Genomic DNA, 17,216 nt, shown 5'->3' with positions numbered 1-17,216 from the left:
ACGATTTTATTATGAATCCATTTATAGGAGAAATCATTATGTTCGGTGGTAATTTTGCACCAAGAGGTTGGGCATTATGCGATGGGCAATTGTTAGCTATTAGCAGCAATACAGCTTTATTTTCAATATTAGGAACAACTTATGGAGGAGATGGTAGAACAACTTTCGCATTACCAGACTTAAGAGGTCGAGCACCAATACATGCTGGAAGAGGGCCAGGACTTTCCACAATGAAATTAGGACAAAGAGGTGGTACTGAATCTGTAACTTTGAACATTACACAATTACCAAGCCATAGTCATACAGGTAGTGTAAAAATGTCAGGAGCGGATCCAGTAGCTAGAGGTACAGACTCAACCTCTCCAACAAATGCATTTCCTGCTGCAGGAGGCGTGTATGGAACAACTGCAAATGTAGAAATGGGCGCAGGTACTGTTACTATAAACAATAATGGTGGAAATCTTCCATTTAATAACAGAAATCCTTATGAAGTTGTAAACTACATCATTGCATTATTTGGAACATACCCTTCTAGAAACTAAAATATACAGTTTAGATGTGAAATACGAGGCAGAAAAGTATTCACTTTTCTGCCTTTTAATATATATTTGCACAGGCTATAAACTAAAAAATCATTAATAATTATGAAAAAAAACTACATTCTTTTTAATATGTCAACTTATAAATACTTTCTCTACAGTCTTATTTTGCTTTGTAGTTTTAGTATTCATGCACAAGTAATTAATTTTACTATCGATACTGCTACAGACAATGCTACAGATATTGTGGAAACGATTTCTACAGGAGGCGATACTTACGTATTAATAGTTTCTCATCCAGGGGATGAAGAGCTTGATGACCTAGGTGGAGGCGATTTAATTTTCTACCTTTCTACAGGAGGACCAACTGGAGCACTACCATTTAGTTTGTCTCTAACTAAAAACGGAACTCCTACAAATTTTAAATTAAATTCTATAGGTTATGATACACTGGGGCCTGGTGGAATTTCAGTTACTAATCAAGATAACGCTGAGATTGCTGCAAATATGAACTATGCAACTGGTGCTGGGTCAATTGTGTTTACAAATACAGCTAATGCAGCTAATATCACTTCATTTAATATTATACCTTCGGCTACAGGTGTCTTTAATGATTTTGGATTTCATAACATAAATATAGAAGTATTAAACACTTTAAGCACAGAAAACTTTACATTAGATAATGCCTTTACAGTAACACCAAACCCTTCAAACGGTTTAATTACCATTGGAAACTCTGGAATTGCTTTAGACAAAGTACAAGTGTCAGATTTAAATGGACGTGTTGTTGCTACACATAACTTAAATGGAATGACAGAAAGTAAAACACTTAATTTAAGTTCTGTTTTATCTTCTGGAATGTATTTAATGACGTTAACATCTAATGAAGCTTCAACAGTTAAGAAACTAATTATTAAATAGTATATTATATAAGCTATTACCAAAATAATATATAACAAAAAAACTCCTAATTAATTAGGAGTTTTTTGTTTTTAGGTATAAAATATATTCTACATTTTAATCTCTAATTATATTTTAATCTGTCGTTCGATTTGTTGATCTAGCGAAATAAAAGTTTCTGTTCTAGAAACACCAGTTATAGACTGAATATCGTTATTTAATAAATGCATTAAATGTGCATTATCCTTACATAAAATTTTAATTAAAATACTCCAATTTCCTGTAGTGTAGTGGCATTCTAAAACTTCAGGTATTTTTTTTAGCTGTTTTACGGCTTGTGGATTGCTAATAGCCTTATCTAAATAAATACCAACAAAAGCCATAGTGGTGTAACCCAAAACTTTAGGATTTATTATAAACTTAGAGCCAGATATTAATCCAGACTTTTCTAATTTACGTAAACGTTGGTGTATGGCAGCTCCCGAAATACCTACTTGCCTAGCTATTTCTAAAACAGGCGTTCGAGCATCACTCATTAGTGCACGAAGTATTTTTTTATCAATACCATCTATATGGATGTTTCTGTTTATTACTTTCAAAACCTATAACGTTTACATATTAATATATAAAAGTACTAAAAGCATTTAAGACTGTAACTCTAATGCATTAGAAAAAACAACTGTATTAGGTGCTCTTCAAACGTTTAAAGGGTTATAACCTAAATAAGGAACCTCCTTTTCATTAAAAACAATGCCATAATCCTCTAGCTCTTGCAAAATAGGTTCGTATACCTCTTTAGTAATTGGTACTAAAACACCAGGTGTTTTAATTTTTCCATTAAGTATAGCCATAGTTGCCATCGCTACAGGTAAGCCTACTGTTTTTGCCATTGCAGTATAAGTTTGGTCTTCCCCTATAGTAACCATAGTAGCATCAATTTGATGTTTTTTACCATCTAGCTCGTAACCAAATTTATGGTACATAACAATCATGTCTTTATCATCTTCATCTAAAGTCCAACTATCCATCAAAATTTTCTGAAGAATTTGAGCAGGTGTAGCCTTTTTTAATCCTACCATTTTTGTTGAACTAAAGATATCTAACTCAATAAACTTGTCCCAAATTGTATCATCTTGATCAATTTTAATAGCATGCCTAAACTTTAATTCAACAGAATCTGTAGGACTGTAAGGTAAAAAGGAGTTTACAAAATCTCTATAGCTCATGTTTTCGCTATCGTCTATAGTATAACTATCATCTGTCATGCCTAAAGCCGCTAGTACTTGCCAGCCACGAGAAAACCCTACACGGCGAATAGTACCTCTGTATAAAGTTTTAATGTCCTCTAAACCATATACACTTTGGTATTTTAAAGAGTCTCTATTGGCATAAGCTTCAAAACGGCCATAACCATCTATTTCTAAAAATTCGGTACGTCTAAATAAACGATTATAAGGAATGTACTTATAAGTACCCTCTTGTAAAAATTTAGCAGCGCTTCCTTGCCCAGCAACAACAACATTTCTTGGATTCCAAGTAAACTTGTAGTTCCATAAATTATTGTCGCTCTCAGGCGCTACCAAACCTCCAGTAAACGATTCAAACAAAATCATTTTACCACCTTTATCTGTAATACGGTCTATAACTTGCATAGCACTCATATGGTCTATACCTGGATCTACTCCAATTTCATTCATAAAAATTAGACCTTTAGCTTTTGCATCTTCATCTAAAGCTTGCATTTCCTCACTTACATAAGAAGCCGTAACCATATTTTTACCGTAAGTAATACAATCTTTAGCAACTTCAATATGAAAACGTGCTGGTAGCATTGAAACAACAATGTCTGCATTTTTAATAGCACTAACACGAGAGTCTTCATTAAAAACATCTAATGTAATTGCTGTTGCATTTTTATGATCTCCTGTTAATTTTTTAGCATTATCAATACTTAAATCTCCTACAGTAATGTGGAGGTTTTCTTTTTCAGATTTATCTAAAAAATATTTTATTAAATAAGAAGCCGATTTTCCTGAACCAATAATTAAAATCTTTCGCATAATCGATATATGTTAAGTAATTTTGTGTTTAAATTTAAGAAAACGAATGTAGTAAAATGTAACTGTTATAAAAACTCAAAATATAAATATTATTATAAAAATAGTAGGGAGTATAACCTATATGTGTACTAGGAGTTTTTATGATTTCATAATTTAAAAAGAATATAAAATGAATAAAAAAATTTTAATTGCGGCTTCGATAATAGGTGTTTTAAGCGTTGTTTTAGGAGCATTTGCAGCTCATGGTTTAAAAGAATTAATAACAGAAGAAGCATTACAGTCTTTTGAAACCGGGGTGCGTTATCAAATGTACCATGCGTTTATGTTATTGTTTGTAGGAACTGTAGACAAGCTAACAATACAAACAAAAAAGCGAGTGTTTTTTCTTGTTATTGCTGGCGTTTTATTATTTTCAGGTTCTATTTACGGATTAGCCACAAACACTCTTTCAGGATTCAACTTTAAACAAATTGCATTAATAACTCCTATAGGAGGACTACTTTTAATAATCGCTTGGATAGTTATGGGGCTTGGCTTTGTAAGGAATGTAGATAATTAATTTATTTTTTAACATCTAGTTTTATAATAATCATTAATTTTGCATCTTAAACAAGATAACTAAATTATGGTAAACCATACACAATCTACGAAAACGATTTCGCTTGAAAAGTACGGAATCAAGAATGCTAACGTACAATATCAACTAACCCCAGACCAACTTCATAACACTACAATTGCCAAGGGGCAAGGTGTTGAAGCCTCTTCTGGAGCCTTAGCTGTTAATACAGGAGAATTTACTGGGCGTTCGCCAATGGATAGATTTATTGTAAAAGACAATATTACAAAAGACCGTATTTGGTGGGGAGATATTAATATCCCTTTTGATGCGGATAAGTTCCAAAAATTATATGACAAGGTTACTAACTATTTATCTAACAAAGAGGTTTTTGTAAGAGATAGTTATGCCTGTGCAGACGAAGATTATAAATTAAATATTCGTGTTATTAACGAGTATCCATGGAGTAACATGTTTGCCTCAAATATGTTTTTACGCCCTACTGAGGAAGAATTGAAAGATTTTACTCCAGAATGGACTATTGTAAATGCGCCTGGTTTTATGGCTAATGCTGAAGAAGATGGAACACGCCAGCATAATTTTGCTATTCTAGATTTTACTAGAAAAATAGCATTAATAGGAGGAACTGGTTATACAGGAGAGATTAAAAAAGGTATTTTCTCTGCATTAAACTTTATATTACCAGTATTTAAAAATACATTGCCAATGCACTGTAGTGCAAATGTTGGTAAAGAAGGAGATACTGCTATTTTCTTTGGGTTGTCTGGAACAGGAAAAACAACGTTATCTACAGACCCAGATAGAAGCTTAATTGGAGACGATGAGCATGGTTGGACTAGTGAGAATACAGTATTTAATTTTGAAGGAGGTTGTTATGCTAAAGTAATTAACTTATCGGCAGAACAAGAACCAGAAATATATGGAGCAATTAAAAAAGGTGCTATTCTTGAAAATGTTATCATGAATGATGCTAAAGAGGTGGATTTTGAAGATACCTCTATAACTCAAAATACAAGAGTAAGTTACCCAATTAACCATATAGAAAATATTAAAGTACCATCAATAGGAAAAAACCCAAAAAACATCTTCTTTTTAACAGCAGATGCTTTTGGTGTACTGCCTCCAATTTCTAAATTAACACCAGGTCAAGCGGCTTATCACTTTATCTCTGGATATACAGCTAAAGTAGCTGGAACCGAAGCTGGAATTACTGAGCCAGTACCAAGTTTCTCTGCATGTTTTGGAGCACCATTTATGCCATTACATCCTACTAAATATGCCGAAATGTTAAGCCAGAAAATGCAAGAAGCAGGTGTAACAGTTTGGTTAGTAAATACAGGATGGACTGGTGGGCCTTATGGAGTTGGTAGCAGAATGAAACTAAAGTACACGCGTGCTATGATTACTGCAGCAATGGATGGCTCTTTAGAAGAAGCAAATAAAGGAAACTACCACATACACTCAGTGTTTAAAGTAGAACAGCCAAGAACATGTCCTAACGTACCAACAGAAGTATTAAGCCCAAGACAAACATGGAATGATGATGAAGGGTATTATAATACTGCAGATAAACTAGCAGTATCATTTAAAAATAACTTTAAACAATTTGAAGATAATGCTAATGCAGAAATTTTAGCAGGAGCTCCAAATGTGAGGTCGTAATAAAGATATCTTTATATATAAATAACAAACCCTTAGAGTATAGTAGCTCTAAGGGTTTGTTATTTAAATAAGTAAACAAAACGTTGTAAATGAGACTTTACTTTATATTAATAAGCTAAAGAATGCTTTATAGGTTATAACTGTTTGTATATAAAATAAAAAAGCTTCCCAATCGAGAAGCTTTTTTTAAGTATTAATATGTATCTAAGTTTATTTCTTATTTACAGATTCTATATATTTTTTTAAAGCCATAGACATCGATGGTGTTTCTGGTGTTGGTGCAGCAATATCTACACGTAATCCCTTAGCTTCAACAGCTTTTATTGTGGTGTTACCAAAAACAGCTATGCGTGTATCATTCTGTTGAAAATTAGGGAAATTATGAAATAAAGATTCTATACCAGATGGGCTAAAGAATACAAGAATATCATAAGTTACATTTTCTAAATCAGATAAATCGCTAATTACAGTTTTGTAAAAAACAGCTTCTCTCCAGTTAACCCCTAAATCGTTTAATATTTTAGGCACAGCTGGCTTTAATTTATCTGTAGCTGGTAGTAAAAACGATTCGTCTTTATATTTTTTAATAAGAGGCGATAACTCTGCAAAAGTACGTTTACCTACATAAATTTTACGCTTTCTGTAGACAACATATTTTTGTAAATAGTAAGCGACTGCTTCAGATTGACAGAAATATTTCATAGAATCTGGAACTTTAAAGCGCATTTCTTCTGCAACTCTAAAGAAATGATCTACAGCATTTCTACTAGTTAATATAATAGCAGTAAATTTAGATAAATCTATTTTTTGTTGTCTAATTTCTTTAGAAGGCACACCTTCTACATGAATGAAAGGGCGGAAGTCTATTTTTACTTTCTGTCTTTCTGAAAGATCAAAATAAGGAGAATTTTCTATTTTAGGTTCTGGCTGCGAGACTAAAATTGTTTTCACTTTCATACTTAATAGCTTTAATTTTTATACTCTTAAATGTTTGTAATTAACTTATACAAAATCACGTAAGGCGAAATTTCGAGTGCGCAAAGATACAAAATAAAATAAAAGAAATTATTTTTAATTAGACTTTGATTGCGTTTAAAAAAAGAAAGCGCTCCAATACAATTAATAATTGCTAAAAAACCAAAGACAATTGTAAATGTAAGAGCATCAGGTTTTAAAGAATAAATGAGGAATCCATTAATAGGAATTAGTAATAGACCTATATAATTCTTATAACTTATTTTTTGAAATAAATAATCGTTAATAATAGATTCCATGCTTAAAATGCTACTAATTAGGCGTTCTAGTAACACTTTTATTAAAATGAATAAAGCAATTGCAGCCCCTATTTTATATAATAATATATGGGAAGCATCAATAATGGTTTTACTTTTTGTGTAAAATTGATAGCTAAAAATAGATAAGCCTATAACAAGGTTGCTAAATAACAATGCTTCAAAACCATCTAAAAACTTTTGATCTCTAGAATAGACTTTTAAGTATTTAAAATTAATAACAATAGATGCAAAATCATTAAACCGTTTTGGGTGTAGTAATTTTGCAGCGGCAACAAATAGTAAGCCAATTAGTATTAATATCGTGAAAATTTCGGTAGAAATGATATCTCTTAACATGTTTCAAAATTATTATATTTATTTAGAATTTGTTATAACTTTCTTTAGTTTTACTCTAAAATTATTATTCTAATAAGGTGGTATTGTTATTTTTTTTCTTTTAAAAGACTTATTAATATTAAGAAATATTTAAAAAACGTGTGTGTTAAAAAATGTACATTTGCTACAAAATAAAAATTATCAATGCCAGACGCAGTCGTTATTATTCCTACTTACAATGAAATTGAGAATATAGAAGCCATTATACAAGCGGTTTTTGCTCAAGAGAAAGCATTCGATGTGTTAATAGTAGACGACAATTCTCCAGATTTAACAGGAGAAAAAGTGAAAACACTTCAAAAAGAACATCCTAATCGTTTGTTTTTAGAATCTAGAAAAGAAAAGTCAGGATTAGGTACGGCGTATATTCATGGTTTTAAATGGTGTTTAAAAAGAGATTATAATTACATTTTTGAAATGGATGCCGATTTCTCTCATAATCCTAAAGATTTAGAACGGTTATATAAGGCTTGTGCAAACGAAGGAGCAGATGTTAGCATCGGTTCTAGGTATGTAAAAGGTGTAAATGTTGTAAATTGGCCCCTAGGTAGAGTTATTTTATCTTATGGTGCTTCAATTTATGTTCGGTTAATTACTGGTATGCGTATTCAAGACACTACAGCAGGGTTTGTATGTTATAAGAAAAGTGTTTTAGAAGCATTAAACCTTGATGAGATAAAGTTTGTAGGGTATGCTTTTCAGATAGAAATGAAATTTAAAGCGTATTTAAAACAATTTAAAATAGTAGAAGTTCCTGTGATTTTTACAGATAGAACTAAAGGACAATCTAAATTGAGCTCAGGAATTATTTCTGAAGCAATATTTGGAGTTATAACAATGAAATTTAAAAGTTTATTTAAAAAATAATCGAAAAATGAACCAAAGAATTACACTTATTAAAAATGCTAAAATAGTAAATGAAGGAACTATTTTTAATGGCGATATTTTAATAGAAGGAGATTATATAAAAGAAATTAGTGAGTCCATTAGTGCAAAATCTGCAGATGTTCATGTTTTTGATGCAGAAGGTAAATACGTAATTCCAGGAGCTATAGACGATCAAGTTCATTTTAGAGAACCTGGCTTAACGCATAAGGCAAATATAGAAACAGAATCTAGAGCAGCAGTTGCAGGTGGCATAACTTCCTTTATAGAAATGCCAAATACAAACCCACAAACAACAACAATAGAAAAGTTAAATGATAAGTTTGAGATTGCTAAAAACACAGCATATGCAAACTATTCATTTATGTTTGGAGGAACCAATGATAATTTAGAAGAGATTTTAAAAGTAGATGTAAAACAAGTTGCTGGGTTAAAATTATTTTTAGGCTCGTCTACAGGAAATATGCTTGTAGATAACCCAGAAGTGCTAGAAAAAATATTTTCTAGTACAGATTTGTTAATCTCTGTACATTGTGAAGATGAAGCGACCATTAGGGCTAATATGGAGATTTATAAAGAACGTTATGGAGAGGATATTCCTGTAAATATGCACCCTATTATACGTAGTGAAGAAGCATGTTATATATCATCCTCTAAAGCTATAGAATTAGCAAAGAAAACAGGAGCTAGATTACACGTCTTTCATTTATCTACAGGAAAAGAAACAGCATTGTTTTCTAATAAAATACCTTTAAAAGATAAAAAAATTACGGCAGAAGTTTGTATACACCATTTATGGTTTAGTGATAAAGATTATGAAGAAAAAGGAACACACATAAAATGGAATCCCGCTGTAAAAACAGAAAAAGATAGAGAACAGCTTTTAAAAGCGTTATTAGATGATAGAATAGATGTTATTGCAACAGATCATGCACCACACACATTAGAAGAAAAAAACAATGTATATACCAAAGCCCCATCAGGTGGACCTTTGGTACAACACGCCTTACCTGCGTTGTTAGAAATGCATCATAAAGGATTAATTTCTATAGAGAAAATAGTAGAAAAAATGTGCCATAATCCTGCTATATTATTTCAAATAGAAAAACGTGGTTATATAAAAGAGGGGTACTATGCAGATTTAGTTATTGTAGATTTAAATAATCCATGGACAGTAACTAAAGAAAATATTTTATATAAATGTGGTTGGTCTCCTTTTGAAGGAACAACCTTTAAATCTAGAATTTCTCATACGTTTGTAAATGGAGGTTTAGCATATAAAAACTTTAAGTTTTACGATACTAAATATGCAAAACAACTAACTTTTAATAGAGAATAGAGCTAAATTATAATCGAGTAGTTTATTTGTAGAGACATGAAAACAAAAGGAATTTTATACTTACTAGCATTGCTATTATTAAATGCTTGCTACAAAGTGCAGCCGCCAGAGAAACCAGAACGATTATTATCTGAGGATGAAATGGTCGCTGTTTTGGTAGATATGGCTATTGTTTCCTCTGCAAAAGGAGTAAATAAAAAACGGTTTGAAAATAATGGTATAATACCAGATGAATATATTTATAAGAAAAATAATATAGATAGTTTACTATTTGTACAAAATAATGAATACTATTCTTTTAATATTAAAAAGTACGAAAGCATATACATAAGAGTAAAGGATAGTTTAACTAAATTAAGAGATAAATATAAACTTATAGAAGAAGCTGAAAAAAAAGCTAAAGACGACTCTGTTAAAGCTAAAAGAAAACAGACTTCTCTGAAACTAGAGGATAAAGCTGTAAAGAAAAGTGCTTTTCAAAATAAAAAATCTAGAGTTAAGCCAGTGCCAAAAGAGCCTAAATAAAAAGGCTAGTTAACATCCTTTAAATAGAGATCACAAACTTTTTTTATTGTGTCGTTTAAAGGCTTAGACTTAATATCTATATACGATTTAAGTTTAGAGTTGTCATAAACGGTAGTTGTGGATAAAGATTTTACAAGTTGCTTAGTTAACTTCCTTCGTTTACCTGTTAGTTTATGCTTTAACCAATCTAATCTCCAGCCTATTTGTAGTAAACTGTTTGTAGCTTCTTTTTTAGGTGGTTCTACTTGTAGATTATTTGCACAGGTTGTTAAAAACTGCTTGTAGCTCCATGTGTTAGAAACTAATATAAAACGTTCGTTTTTTATATTACTATTCATTAACTCTACCATACTATCTATAACATTATAAATACCAACAAAACCAGAGCTTCCAGAAGTGTAATACTTTAAGCCTTTGTGTACCGTTTTAATTAACGAACCGCTTCCGTATTTCCATATACCAGGGCCAATAATTACACCAGGGTTAACAATAACAGCATTAACACCTTCTTGGGTTCCTCTCCATACTTCTAGTTCCGCACCATATTTACTAATAGCATACACATCATGTTCAGCCTCGTTATTCCATTCAGAGGTCTCAGATATAGGAGTGTTATTTATGGATTGCCCTAAAGCAGCAATAGAACTTACATAGCATAGTTTCTTTATATTATTACTAATACATAGGTTAACAATTGTTGCAGTACCTTCAATATTAGTTTTTTGTAAAAGATCAAATTTGTTTGGCTCAAAAGAGACTAAAGCAGCACAATGGTAAACATGAGTAATGTCTTTAAATGCATCTGTAAGTGCAGGGATGTCATTTAAATTTGCTTTAACCCATTCTATACTATTAAAAAGAGAAGTCACATCTTTAGAATAATAAGAAAAAATACGTTTTACAGTTTTAAATGTTTTCTCATTTCGGTATATAGCCCTAACCTTTTGTTTTTCGCTAGCTAGGCGATATAATAAATGAGCACCAACTAATCCTGTTCCTCCAGTTACTAAAATCATAGTACTAAAGTAAAGAATTATTCAATATTGCTTACTAGTTATGCATTGATTTTTATCTTTGCTATTGTTAAAATAAAATTAAGCAAGATGGCTAATAAATTTGTAGAAGAATTACGTTGGAGAGGAATGGTACACGATATCATGCCAGGAACAGAAGAACAATTAAATAAAGAGATGACAACAGCCTATATTGGCTTTGATCCTACATCAGATTCTTTACATATTGGAAGCCTAGTGCCAATAATTTTATTAGTTCACTTAGAAAAAGCTGGGCATAAACCAATTGCTTTGGTTGGTGGAGCTACTGGAATGATTGGAGACCCTTCAGGAAAGAGTGATGAACGTAATTTATTAGATGAAGCGACTTTGGCTCATAATGTAGCGGGAATAAAAAATGTTTTATCTCGTTTTTTAGACTTTAATTCTTCTAATGAAAATGCGCCTGTATTAGTTAATAATTACGATTGGATGAAAGGTTTTTCTTTTATCGATTTTGCGCGTGATGTAGGTAAGCGTATTACAGTAAATTATATGATGGCAAAAGATTCTGTAAAGAAGCGTTTATCTGGAGAAGAAGGCAATGTAGGAATGTCGTTTACAGAATTTACATACCAATTAATACAAGGCTACGATTTTTACCATTTACATAAAGCCATGAGTTGTAAATTACAAATGGGAGGAAGCGACCAGTGGGGTAATATTACTACAGGAACTGAGTTGGTAAGGCGAATGAATGTAGGAGACGATACTGCAAAGGCGTATGCGATGACTTGCCCATTAATAACTAAAGCAGATGGCTCTAAGTTTGGTAAAAGTGAAGGCGGAAATGTTTGGTTAGATGCAGATAAAACATCAGTTTACAAATTCTACCAATTTTGGTTGAATACAACCGATACAGATGCAGAAAAATATATAAAAATCTTTACATTTTTAGATAAAGAAACTATAGATGCTTTAATAGCAGAACATAATGAAACGCCTCATTTACGTATACTACAAAAGCGTTTAGCCGAAGAAGTAACGACGTTTGTGCACTCTAAAAACGATTTTGAGAATGCTAAGAAAGCATCAGGTATTTTATTTAGTAAAACTTTTAATGAAGACATTAGAACACTAGATGAAAACTTGTTTTTAGATGTTTTTGAAGGGGTGCCACAAGCAGAAATAACAACAGCAGATTTAGAAGAAGGTTTAGATATGATTGCTGCGCTTGCTGCAAAAACTAACTTTTTAGCAAGTAATGGAGAAGCACGTCGCGCATTAAAAGAAAATGCAGTATCTGTAAATAAGAATAAAGTAAAAGAAGACTATAAAATTACTTCTTCCGATTTAATACACGATAAATACGTGGTGCTAAATAAGGGGAAACGTAATACTTACATCTTAAGAGTTGTTTAAGTTCTTTAATGAATAAGAACATCATTATTATATTAATAACCATTTTTTCATTGCCAGTTTTAGGTCAAGAAAAATGTGAAAATTTTAAAGTAGGTACTTTTAAATTTTTAGATAAGGATTATGAGGATTTAGTTGTTGTTAGAAATGATTCTGTAGAGATTAGCACTTATAAGTCTTTTAAGTGTAGCTATACAAGCAAAGTTGAATGGTTAACAGATTGTAAATATAGAACAACTATTTATAAGGTTGATAATGCCGAACATAAAATTTTAATTGGACAAGTGTTTACTATAGAAATATCTGAGATTTCAGGTAATAAAATAGTCTGTAAACATATTAATGAAATTTCTAATGCTATTGTAGAAAAAGTTATGATAAAAATAGACTAAAAATCGAGAAGCCTGAATGCTGAGAGGCAATCAGGCTTCTAAAAAATTAGTCAACCAACTAAAACTAATTTTTCTTTCTCATAACACTATATAAACTTTAATCAATCAATTTTTTTTATAGTGTCCCAATTTTGGTCGGCTTTTTTTTGCAAACCTTTCAAAATATTTTTTTGCCATAGTTTTAAAGTATTATTTCCCCAAGAATTATAGAATAAATAGAGTTTATTATCTCTAATCTCAAAGGTTTTTGGGTTTACAGAAACTTTTTTGTTTTTTTCTGCAATAGCATAAGCACAATATCCACCATATTGGGGTAAGTATTGTTTAGGATTCTTTAAAAATAAATCTAAATGTTTTTGAGAAGCAAACATAAAACGAGCATGATCATAAGATGTAGTGTATAATTTATCTCCTTTTTCGGCTTTATTTTCAAAATAAGAGACTAAATCATAGCCTTCTATAGCATATCCTTTTTTTGTGTAATAATCATTTTGAGCTTGTGCAGCAATAGTTCCGAGGACTAAGAGTAGTATTAAACTTATTTTTTTAAACTGTAGCATGTGTTTTTCTATACGCGGTTACTAGCAGTAAGTCGTATATGTTATCGAAATATTACAAAATTAATTAAGTGCTATGCTTAGAATATAATTTTATACTGGACTATAATACCATCAAATTACAACCTCTAATATCGCTAGTGTCAAAACGTCCAATAATTTCAAAACTATTGTCTCTATGTATTCTTCCTAAATCTTGTGTTGCTATAAAGGAACAAGAGTTAACGTTAGCTAGGTCTATAACATTAATACCGCCAGTTTTATTAGTAGTTTGAATACTCAAGGCATCTTCTGGATCTCTTGTTAGAACTTGCATCCAATTGGGGCAATTAAAAATACCATTACCTTTAGAGTAAGCTTGACTTAACAATTCTGTCATACCATATTCGCTATGTATATGCGGTACACCAAAACCAGCTTTTAAAATAAGGTGTAACTCTTCTCTAATTAACTCTTTGCGTCTACCTTTCATGCCTCCCGTTTCCATAATTATTGTGTTATGGAGGTTAAATGTATAAGATTCTACTAGATCTAAAAGAGCAAAAGAAACACCAATTAACAGTACTTTTTTACCTTCGTTATCTAATCGCTTTAAGGTGTTGCTTAACGCTATTAAATTATCTAGATAAAACCCGCTTTCGGGATGTTGAGATTGCTTTATCATGGAATCTACCATATAGATTAAAGAGGACCCCTCTCGCTCTAAATAACTAGGTAATAATGCTAGTATAACATAATCTTCAATAGCTCCATAAGTATCTTCAAAGCCTTTAGTAAAGCTTTTTTCGTAAATAGATAAATCAGTAATATTATGCTTGCTAGTTATACTTCCTGTAGTTCCGCTACTTGAAAATGTTTTTTTTATAGTATTTTTTGAATCACTTAAAACTGTATGTGATTTAAAAAATTGAATAGGTAAAAACGGAATCTCTTCTACAGACTTAACATCGCTTGGATGCTTGTATAATAAATCGCAAAAAGAACGGTATACCAAATTGTTTTCGAATTGGTATCGAAAAACCTCGAGAGCTAAACTTGTAAACTCAGCTTCTGTTTTAATATTAAAAATACGATTAGGGTCTACCATTGAGAATTATTACCAAGCAAAAATAAATAAAAAAAAGAGCGTTACCACAAGATAACGCTCCTTTTAAAAGTGAAAAGCTAAAGCTTACTCAATAACTAATTTCTTAGTGATGGTAGCTTCGTTTTGATTTAGTTTTAAAATGTAAATTCCAGCTTTTAGGTTAGATACATTTAAAGTATTATTTTGTATTGTTTTAGAAATAACTTCTTTTCCTAAAATATCGAATACTACAACGTTAACAGGTGCATTAGTTGTTGTTGTAATGTTCACAAATCCTGTATTTGTTGGGTTAGGATACACAGAGAAGTTAACACTATTAAATTGTTCTACAGAAAGTGTAGTACCATCGTTTCTTTCTCCAGGCGAAAATAATACAGGGTTAGACATTATAGCAGTGTGTTGTACAAATGCTCCTGTAAAATCTGGTTCACGTGCTATAGATTGATTGTTCCCTGCTCCCGTATATACTTCTTGTGTTACAGTAAGCCCCATATCGTCTTTTAAAGTAACAGTATCTCCACCATTATTTAAACCTACACTATTAGTACTTGCTGTTTGTACAAGAGATGTAAATCCTGTTGGAGTACCACCACCAAATACTGTTATAAATCCATTTCCTGGAATAGTAGTTCCGGCAGGGAAAACGTGTCTGTCTGAAGCACCATCAGAAAGCACATAACCGTCCATTACAATTGGGCTAGAACTTGTATTGTATATTTCTACAAATTCATCATCTCCAGTATCTACAACACCGTCTCCATTAGCATCTCCATTAGTAGCATCTGGATCTGCATGAATTTCGTTTATTATTAAGAATGTAGGGTCACATTGAGCGCCAGCTATTATTCCAGAAACAGTAGTGCCATCACAATCTCCTCCATTTATTGTAAGGTTCCAAGCGTCACCTTCAGATAAACCAGAAAGTGTAATTGTTCCATCTGCAGTAGTTGCAGGGTCGTCTCCTCCAATCGTTCCCATAGTTGTAGTAGTGATAGAAGTAATTGTGTTCTCACTACCAGTGTAAGGAATCTCTACAGTTACTTGGTCGTTATTAGAGCCAGCAGTATTTGTTGCACAAGTGTAATTTTCTGTTTGTAAAATTAAATCACAAACCGCACAGTTAGAGGTTGGCCTCATGCCCAATGTTGGGCAAGTTCCAAATGCATCTAAAGACACATTAGATAAGTTCCATCCAGAAAAACCTCCAGTACCATCGTCTAAATATTGAACACCAATAAATACGTCTGTACCTGTAGCAGCAGCAAAGTCTACATCATAAGATCCAGCATCTGTAATTGTTTGTGCAGTTGTCCAAGATGTTGTAGATGGACATCCGCTGTAAGAATCTGTGTAAGCGAAAACAAGGTCAGTTACACCGAAGCTCTCAGTTGCATCAAAAGATAATACTAAATCTGTAACTCCAGTCATATCTAGAGGCCCAAAAATCATCCAAGTTTCAATAGGGTCAGTACAACCAGAACCACAAAAACCATTCATGCTATAAGTTCCAGAAGATAAAGTCCATTCATCTGTTTGAGAGTTTGGTGTTACGGTAACCAACTCGAAAGTTTCCATGCCATTACTTAAATCGAAACATGTATTAGGAATAGGATCGCATTCTGCAGCAGGAACTGTTCCTGAAACATTAAAAGTATCGCAATCACCTCCATTTAACACAACATCCCAGCTATCACCTTCGTTAAGTCCTGTAATAGTAATTGTTCCATTTGCAACAGAAGCAGGATTATCTCCTCCAATTACGCCACCCATACTAGTAGTCGTTACAGATGTAATACCCATATCTGAACCTGTGTAAGGTACATTTACCGTAACAGAGTCATTATTATCTCCTACAGTAGCAGAGTTACAAGTGTATGTTGCCGTTTGAAGAGTAACACCACAAGAAGTAGCAAAATTAGTCCAAACAACATTATCAATAACAACTTGTCCATCACTATTGTTCACATTAATAAACTTAATTACAATGTTTCCTGGTTGGTTAACTGTAAAAACTGGTGAGTTTTTAACTACATTTTGCTCAGATGTAGTCGTTACGTTTCCTACAACAACATCATTCACTAAAACATTAAGGTTAACATTTGTTCCAAATGCTTGCATGTAATCAAATGAAATTGTCCCTAATCCACCAGCTATAGTTCCTGAATTAAATTCAGACTGTGGACTTCTATTTCTTCCAATCATAATAGACTGGTCAGTTATCTGTAAATCTCCTCTACATTGTGTGTGGGACCATGTAGAACCATCTTGCCCAGTAAATGTACCATTAACATAAGATGTATTGGTAGATGGGAAATTGGCAAAAGTTTCATTACCTTGACTAAAAGCAAAGCAAGTAGTTAAAAAGGTAATTAAAAAGTAAAGTTTTTTCATAATGTTCTTATTAAATTGTCTACAAATATACAAAGAAATAAATGTTTACAATTTGTATCTTACCTGTAAAACACTACTTTTAACTATAATGTAACAGATGTTTAATATACAAAGAGGTAATAATAAGGTTGAATATAAGATCTGTTAAATTAATGGTTAAATTATGTTACTTTATTGTTATTAATTTTTGAAATGTTATTTTTATACCTAATAGTTTTATC

Annotated in this window: 17 protein-coding genes; 9 read left to right on the top strand and 8 right to left on the bottom strand. The window is 31.9% G+C overall.

The features are described from left to right. Positions 1-11 precede the first annotated feature (11 nt). Positions 12-542, top strand: coding sequence for a phage tail protein (locus ACVC08_RS10225; protein ID WP_452601960.1), 531 nt, complete (start codon positions 12-14; stop codon positions 540-542). 102 nt (positions 543-644) lie between these two features. After that, complete coding sequence (locus ACVC08_RS10220; RefSeq protein WP_452601959.1) at positions 645-1,460, top strand: T9SS type A sorting domain-containing protein; 816 nt, start codon at positions 645-647, stop codon at positions 1,458-1,460. Positions 1,461-1,567: 107 nt separating this feature from the next. Here ACVC08_RS10220 and ACVC08_RS10215 read toward each other — a convergent pair whose 3' ends face one another. Continuing rightward, the gene (locus ACVC08_RS10215; RefSeq protein ID WP_452601958.1) at positions 1,568-2,038 is read right to left on the bottom strand and encodes an Lrp/AsnC family transcriptional regulator; all 471 of its coding nucleotides are present in this window, start codon (positions 2,036-2,038) and stop codon (positions 1,568-1,570) included. A gap of 96 nt (positions 2,039-2,134) precedes the next feature. Beyond that, positions 2,135-3,499 (bottom strand): saccharopine dehydrogenase family protein, encoded by a 1,365-nt coding sequence (locus ACVC08_RS10210; RefSeq protein WP_452601957.1) that lies wholly within the window; start codon positions 3,497-3,499, stop codon positions 2,135-2,137. A gap of 169 nt (positions 3,500-3,668) precedes the next feature. Between ACVC08_RS10210 and ACVC08_RS10205 the strand changes: the two genes are divergently transcribed. Both ACVC08_RS10205 and pckA read left to right on the top strand, forming a co-directional pair. After that, complete coding sequence (locus ACVC08_RS10205; protein ID WP_452601956.1) at positions 3,669-4,058, top strand: DUF423 domain-containing protein; 390 nt, start codon at positions 3,669-3,671, stop codon at positions 4,056-4,058. A 66-nt stretch (positions 4,059-4,124) separates the two neighbouring features. Next, on the top strand, positions 4,125-5,738 hold the full coding sequence (gene pckA, locus ACVC08_RS10200; protein ID WP_452601955.1) for a phosphoenolpyruvate carboxykinase (ATP): 1,614 nt from the start codon (positions 4,125-4,127) through the stop codon (positions 5,736-5,738). Positions 5,739-5,948: 210 nt separating this feature from the next. Here pckA and ACVC08_RS10195 read toward each other — a convergent pair whose 3' ends face one another. Next, entirely contained in the window at positions 5,949-6,695 is a 747-nt protein-coding gene (locus ACVC08_RS10195) for a uroporphyrinogen-III synthase (RefSeq protein WP_452597743.1), read from the bottom strand. 26 nt (positions 6,696-6,721) lie between these two features. Beyond that, entirely contained in the window at positions 6,722-7,369 is a 648-nt protein-coding gene (locus ACVC08_RS10190; RefSeq protein ID WP_452601954.1) for a DUF4271 domain-containing protein, read from the bottom strand. Positions 7,370-7,552: 183 nt separating this feature from the next. Between ACVC08_RS10190 and ACVC08_RS10185 the strand changes: the two genes are divergently transcribed. Genes ACVC08_RS10185 through ACVC08_RS10175 form a run of 3 tightly spaced genes read left to right on the top strand, consistent with a single transcriptional unit; the run spans position 7,553 to position 10,157 of the window. Continuing rightward, entirely contained in the window at positions 7,553-8,275 is a 723-nt protein-coding gene (locus ACVC08_RS10185) for a polyprenol monophosphomannose synthase (protein ID WP_452597741.1), read from the top strand. A gap of 7 nt (positions 8,276-8,282) precedes the next feature. Then, on the top strand, positions 8,283-9,632 hold the full coding sequence (locus ACVC08_RS10180) for a dihydroorotase (RefSeq protein WP_452601953.1): 1,350 nt from the start codon (positions 8,283-8,285) through the stop codon (positions 9,630-9,632). A 36-nt stretch (positions 9,633-9,668) separates the two neighbouring features. Then, positions 9,669-10,157, top strand: a complete 489-nt coding sequence (locus ACVC08_RS10175) for a DUF4296 domain-containing protein (protein WP_452601952.1) — start codon at positions 9,669-9,671, stop codon at positions 10,155-10,157. A gap of 5 nt (positions 10,158-10,162) precedes the next feature. Here ACVC08_RS10175 and ACVC08_RS10170 read toward each other — a convergent pair whose 3' ends face one another. Beyond that, positions 10,163-11,173: an NAD-dependent epimerase/dehydratase family protein gene (locus ACVC08_RS10170; RefSeq protein WP_452601951.1), complete on the bottom strand. Its 1,011-nt coding sequence runs from the start codon at positions 11,171-11,173 to the stop codon at positions 10,163-10,165. An 87-nt stretch (positions 11,174-11,260) separates the two neighbouring features. On the opposite strand from ACVC08_RS10170, the gene tyrS reads away from it, so the two are divergent. Together tyrS and ACVC08_RS10160 are read left to right on the top strand one after the other, a co-directional pair. After that, a complete protein-coding gene (gene tyrS, locus ACVC08_RS10165; protein WP_452601950.1) occupies positions 11,261-12,571 on the top strand; it encodes a tyrosine--tRNA ligase in 1,311 nt (436 codons plus the stop codon). 8 nt (positions 12,572-12,579) lie between these two features. Continuing rightward, the gene (locus tag ACVC08_RS10160) at positions 12,580-12,960 is read left to right on the top strand and encodes a hypothetical protein (RefSeq protein ID WP_452601949.1); all 381 of its coding nucleotides are present in this window, start codon (positions 12,580-12,582) and stop codon (positions 12,958-12,960) included. A 101-nt stretch (positions 12,961-13,061) separates the two neighbouring features. On the opposite strand, the gene ACVC08_RS10155 is transcribed toward ACVC08_RS10160, so the two are convergent. The 3 genes from ACVC08_RS10155 to ACVC08_RS10145 all read right to left on the bottom strand — a co-directional run bounded on the left by ACVC08_RS10155 (position 13,062) and on the right by ACVC08_RS10145 (position 16,995). Further along, entirely contained in the window at positions 13,062-13,520 is a 459-nt protein-coding gene (locus ACVC08_RS10155; RefSeq protein ID WP_452601948.1) for a YHS domain-containing (seleno)protein, read from the bottom strand. A 100-nt stretch (positions 13,521-13,620) separates the two neighbouring features. Then, positions 13,621-14,604, bottom strand: a complete 984-nt coding sequence (locus ACVC08_RS10150; RefSeq protein WP_452601947.1) for a LuxE/PaaK family acyltransferase — start codon at positions 14,602-14,604, stop codon at positions 13,621-13,623. Positions 14,605-14,688: 84 nt separating this feature from the next. Further along, the gene (locus ACVC08_RS10145) at positions 14,689-16,995 is read right to left on the bottom strand and encodes a lamin tail domain-containing protein (protein WP_452601946.1); all 2,307 of its coding nucleotides are present in this window, start codon (positions 16,993-16,995) and stop codon (positions 14,689-14,691) included. Between the last annotated feature and the right edge of the window lie 221 nt (positions 16,996-17,216).

This window comes from Pontimicrobium sp. MEBiC06410 (assembly GCF_053601615.1).
The sequence above is the reverse complement of the archived record's forward strand: the minus strand, read 5'-3'. Positions and strand labels throughout refer to the sequence as shown.

What these genes read in the sequence shown, in the direction of transcription:
- ACVC08_RS10175 (WP_452601952.1), top strand. Translation starts at nt 9,669, where the DNA reads ATGAAAACAAAAGGAATTTTATACTTACTAGCATTGCTATTATTAAAT.
- ACVC08_RS10170 (WP_452601951.1), bottom strand. Translation starts at nt 11,173, where the DNA reads ATGATTTTAGTAACTGGAGGAACAGGATTAGTTGGTGCTCATTTATTA.
- ACVC08_RS10220 (WP_452601959.1), top strand. Translation starts at nt 645, where the DNA reads ATGAAAAAAAACTACATTCTTTTTAATATGTCAACTTATAAATACTTT.
- ACVC08_RS10145 (WP_452601946.1), bottom strand. Translation starts at nt 16,995, where the DNA reads ATGAAAAAACTTTACTTTTTAATTACCTTTTTAACTACTTGCTTTGCT.
- ACVC08_RS10195 (WP_452597743.1), bottom strand. Translation starts at nt 6,695, where the DNA reads ATGAAAGTGAAAACAATTTTAGTCTCGCAGCCAGAACCTAAAATAGAA.
- ACVC08_RS10185 (WP_452597741.1), top strand. Translation starts at nt 7,553, where the DNA reads ATGCCAGACGCAGTCGTTATTATTCCTACTTACAATGAAATTGAGAAT.
- pckA (WP_452601955.1), top strand. Translation starts at nt 4,125, where the DNA reads ATGGTAAACCATACACAATCTACGAAAACGATTTCGCTTGAAAAGTAC.
- tyrS (WP_452601950.1), top strand. Translation starts at nt 11,261, where the DNA reads ATGGCTAATAAATTTGTAGAAGAATTACGTTGGAGAGGAATGGTACAC.
- ACVC08_RS10155 (WP_452601948.1), bottom strand. Translation starts at nt 13,520, where the DNA reads ATGCTACAGTTTAAAAAAATAAGTTTAATACTACTCTTAGTCCTCGGA.
- ACVC08_RS10225 (WP_452601960.1), top strand. Translation starts at nt 12, where the DNA reads ATGAATCCATTTATAGGAGAAATCATTATGTTCGGTGGTAATTTTGCA.
- ACVC08_RS10210 (WP_452601957.1), bottom strand. Translation starts at nt 3,499, where the DNA reads ATGCGAAAGATTTTAATTATTGGTTCAGGAAAATCGGCTTCTTATTTA.
- ACVC08_RS10205 (WP_452601956.1), top strand. Translation starts at nt 3,669, where the DNA reads ATGAATAAAAAAATTTTAATTGCGGCTTCGATAATAGGTGTTTTAAGC.
- ACVC08_RS10190 (WP_452601954.1), bottom strand. Translation starts at nt 7,369, where the DNA reads ATGTTAAGAGATATCATTTCTACCGAAATTTTCACGATATTAATACTA.
- ACVC08_RS10160 (WP_452601949.1), top strand. Translation starts at nt 12,580, where the DNA reads ATGAATAAGAACATCATTATTATATTAATAACCATTTTTTCATTGCCA.
- ACVC08_RS10150 (WP_452601947.1), bottom strand. Translation starts at nt 14,604, where the DNA reads ATGGTAGACCCTAATCGTATTTTTAATATTAAAACAGAAGCTGAGTTT.
- ACVC08_RS10180 (WP_452601953.1), top strand. Translation starts at nt 8,283, where the DNA reads ATGAACCAAAGAATTACACTTATTAAAAATGCTAAAATAGTAAATGAA.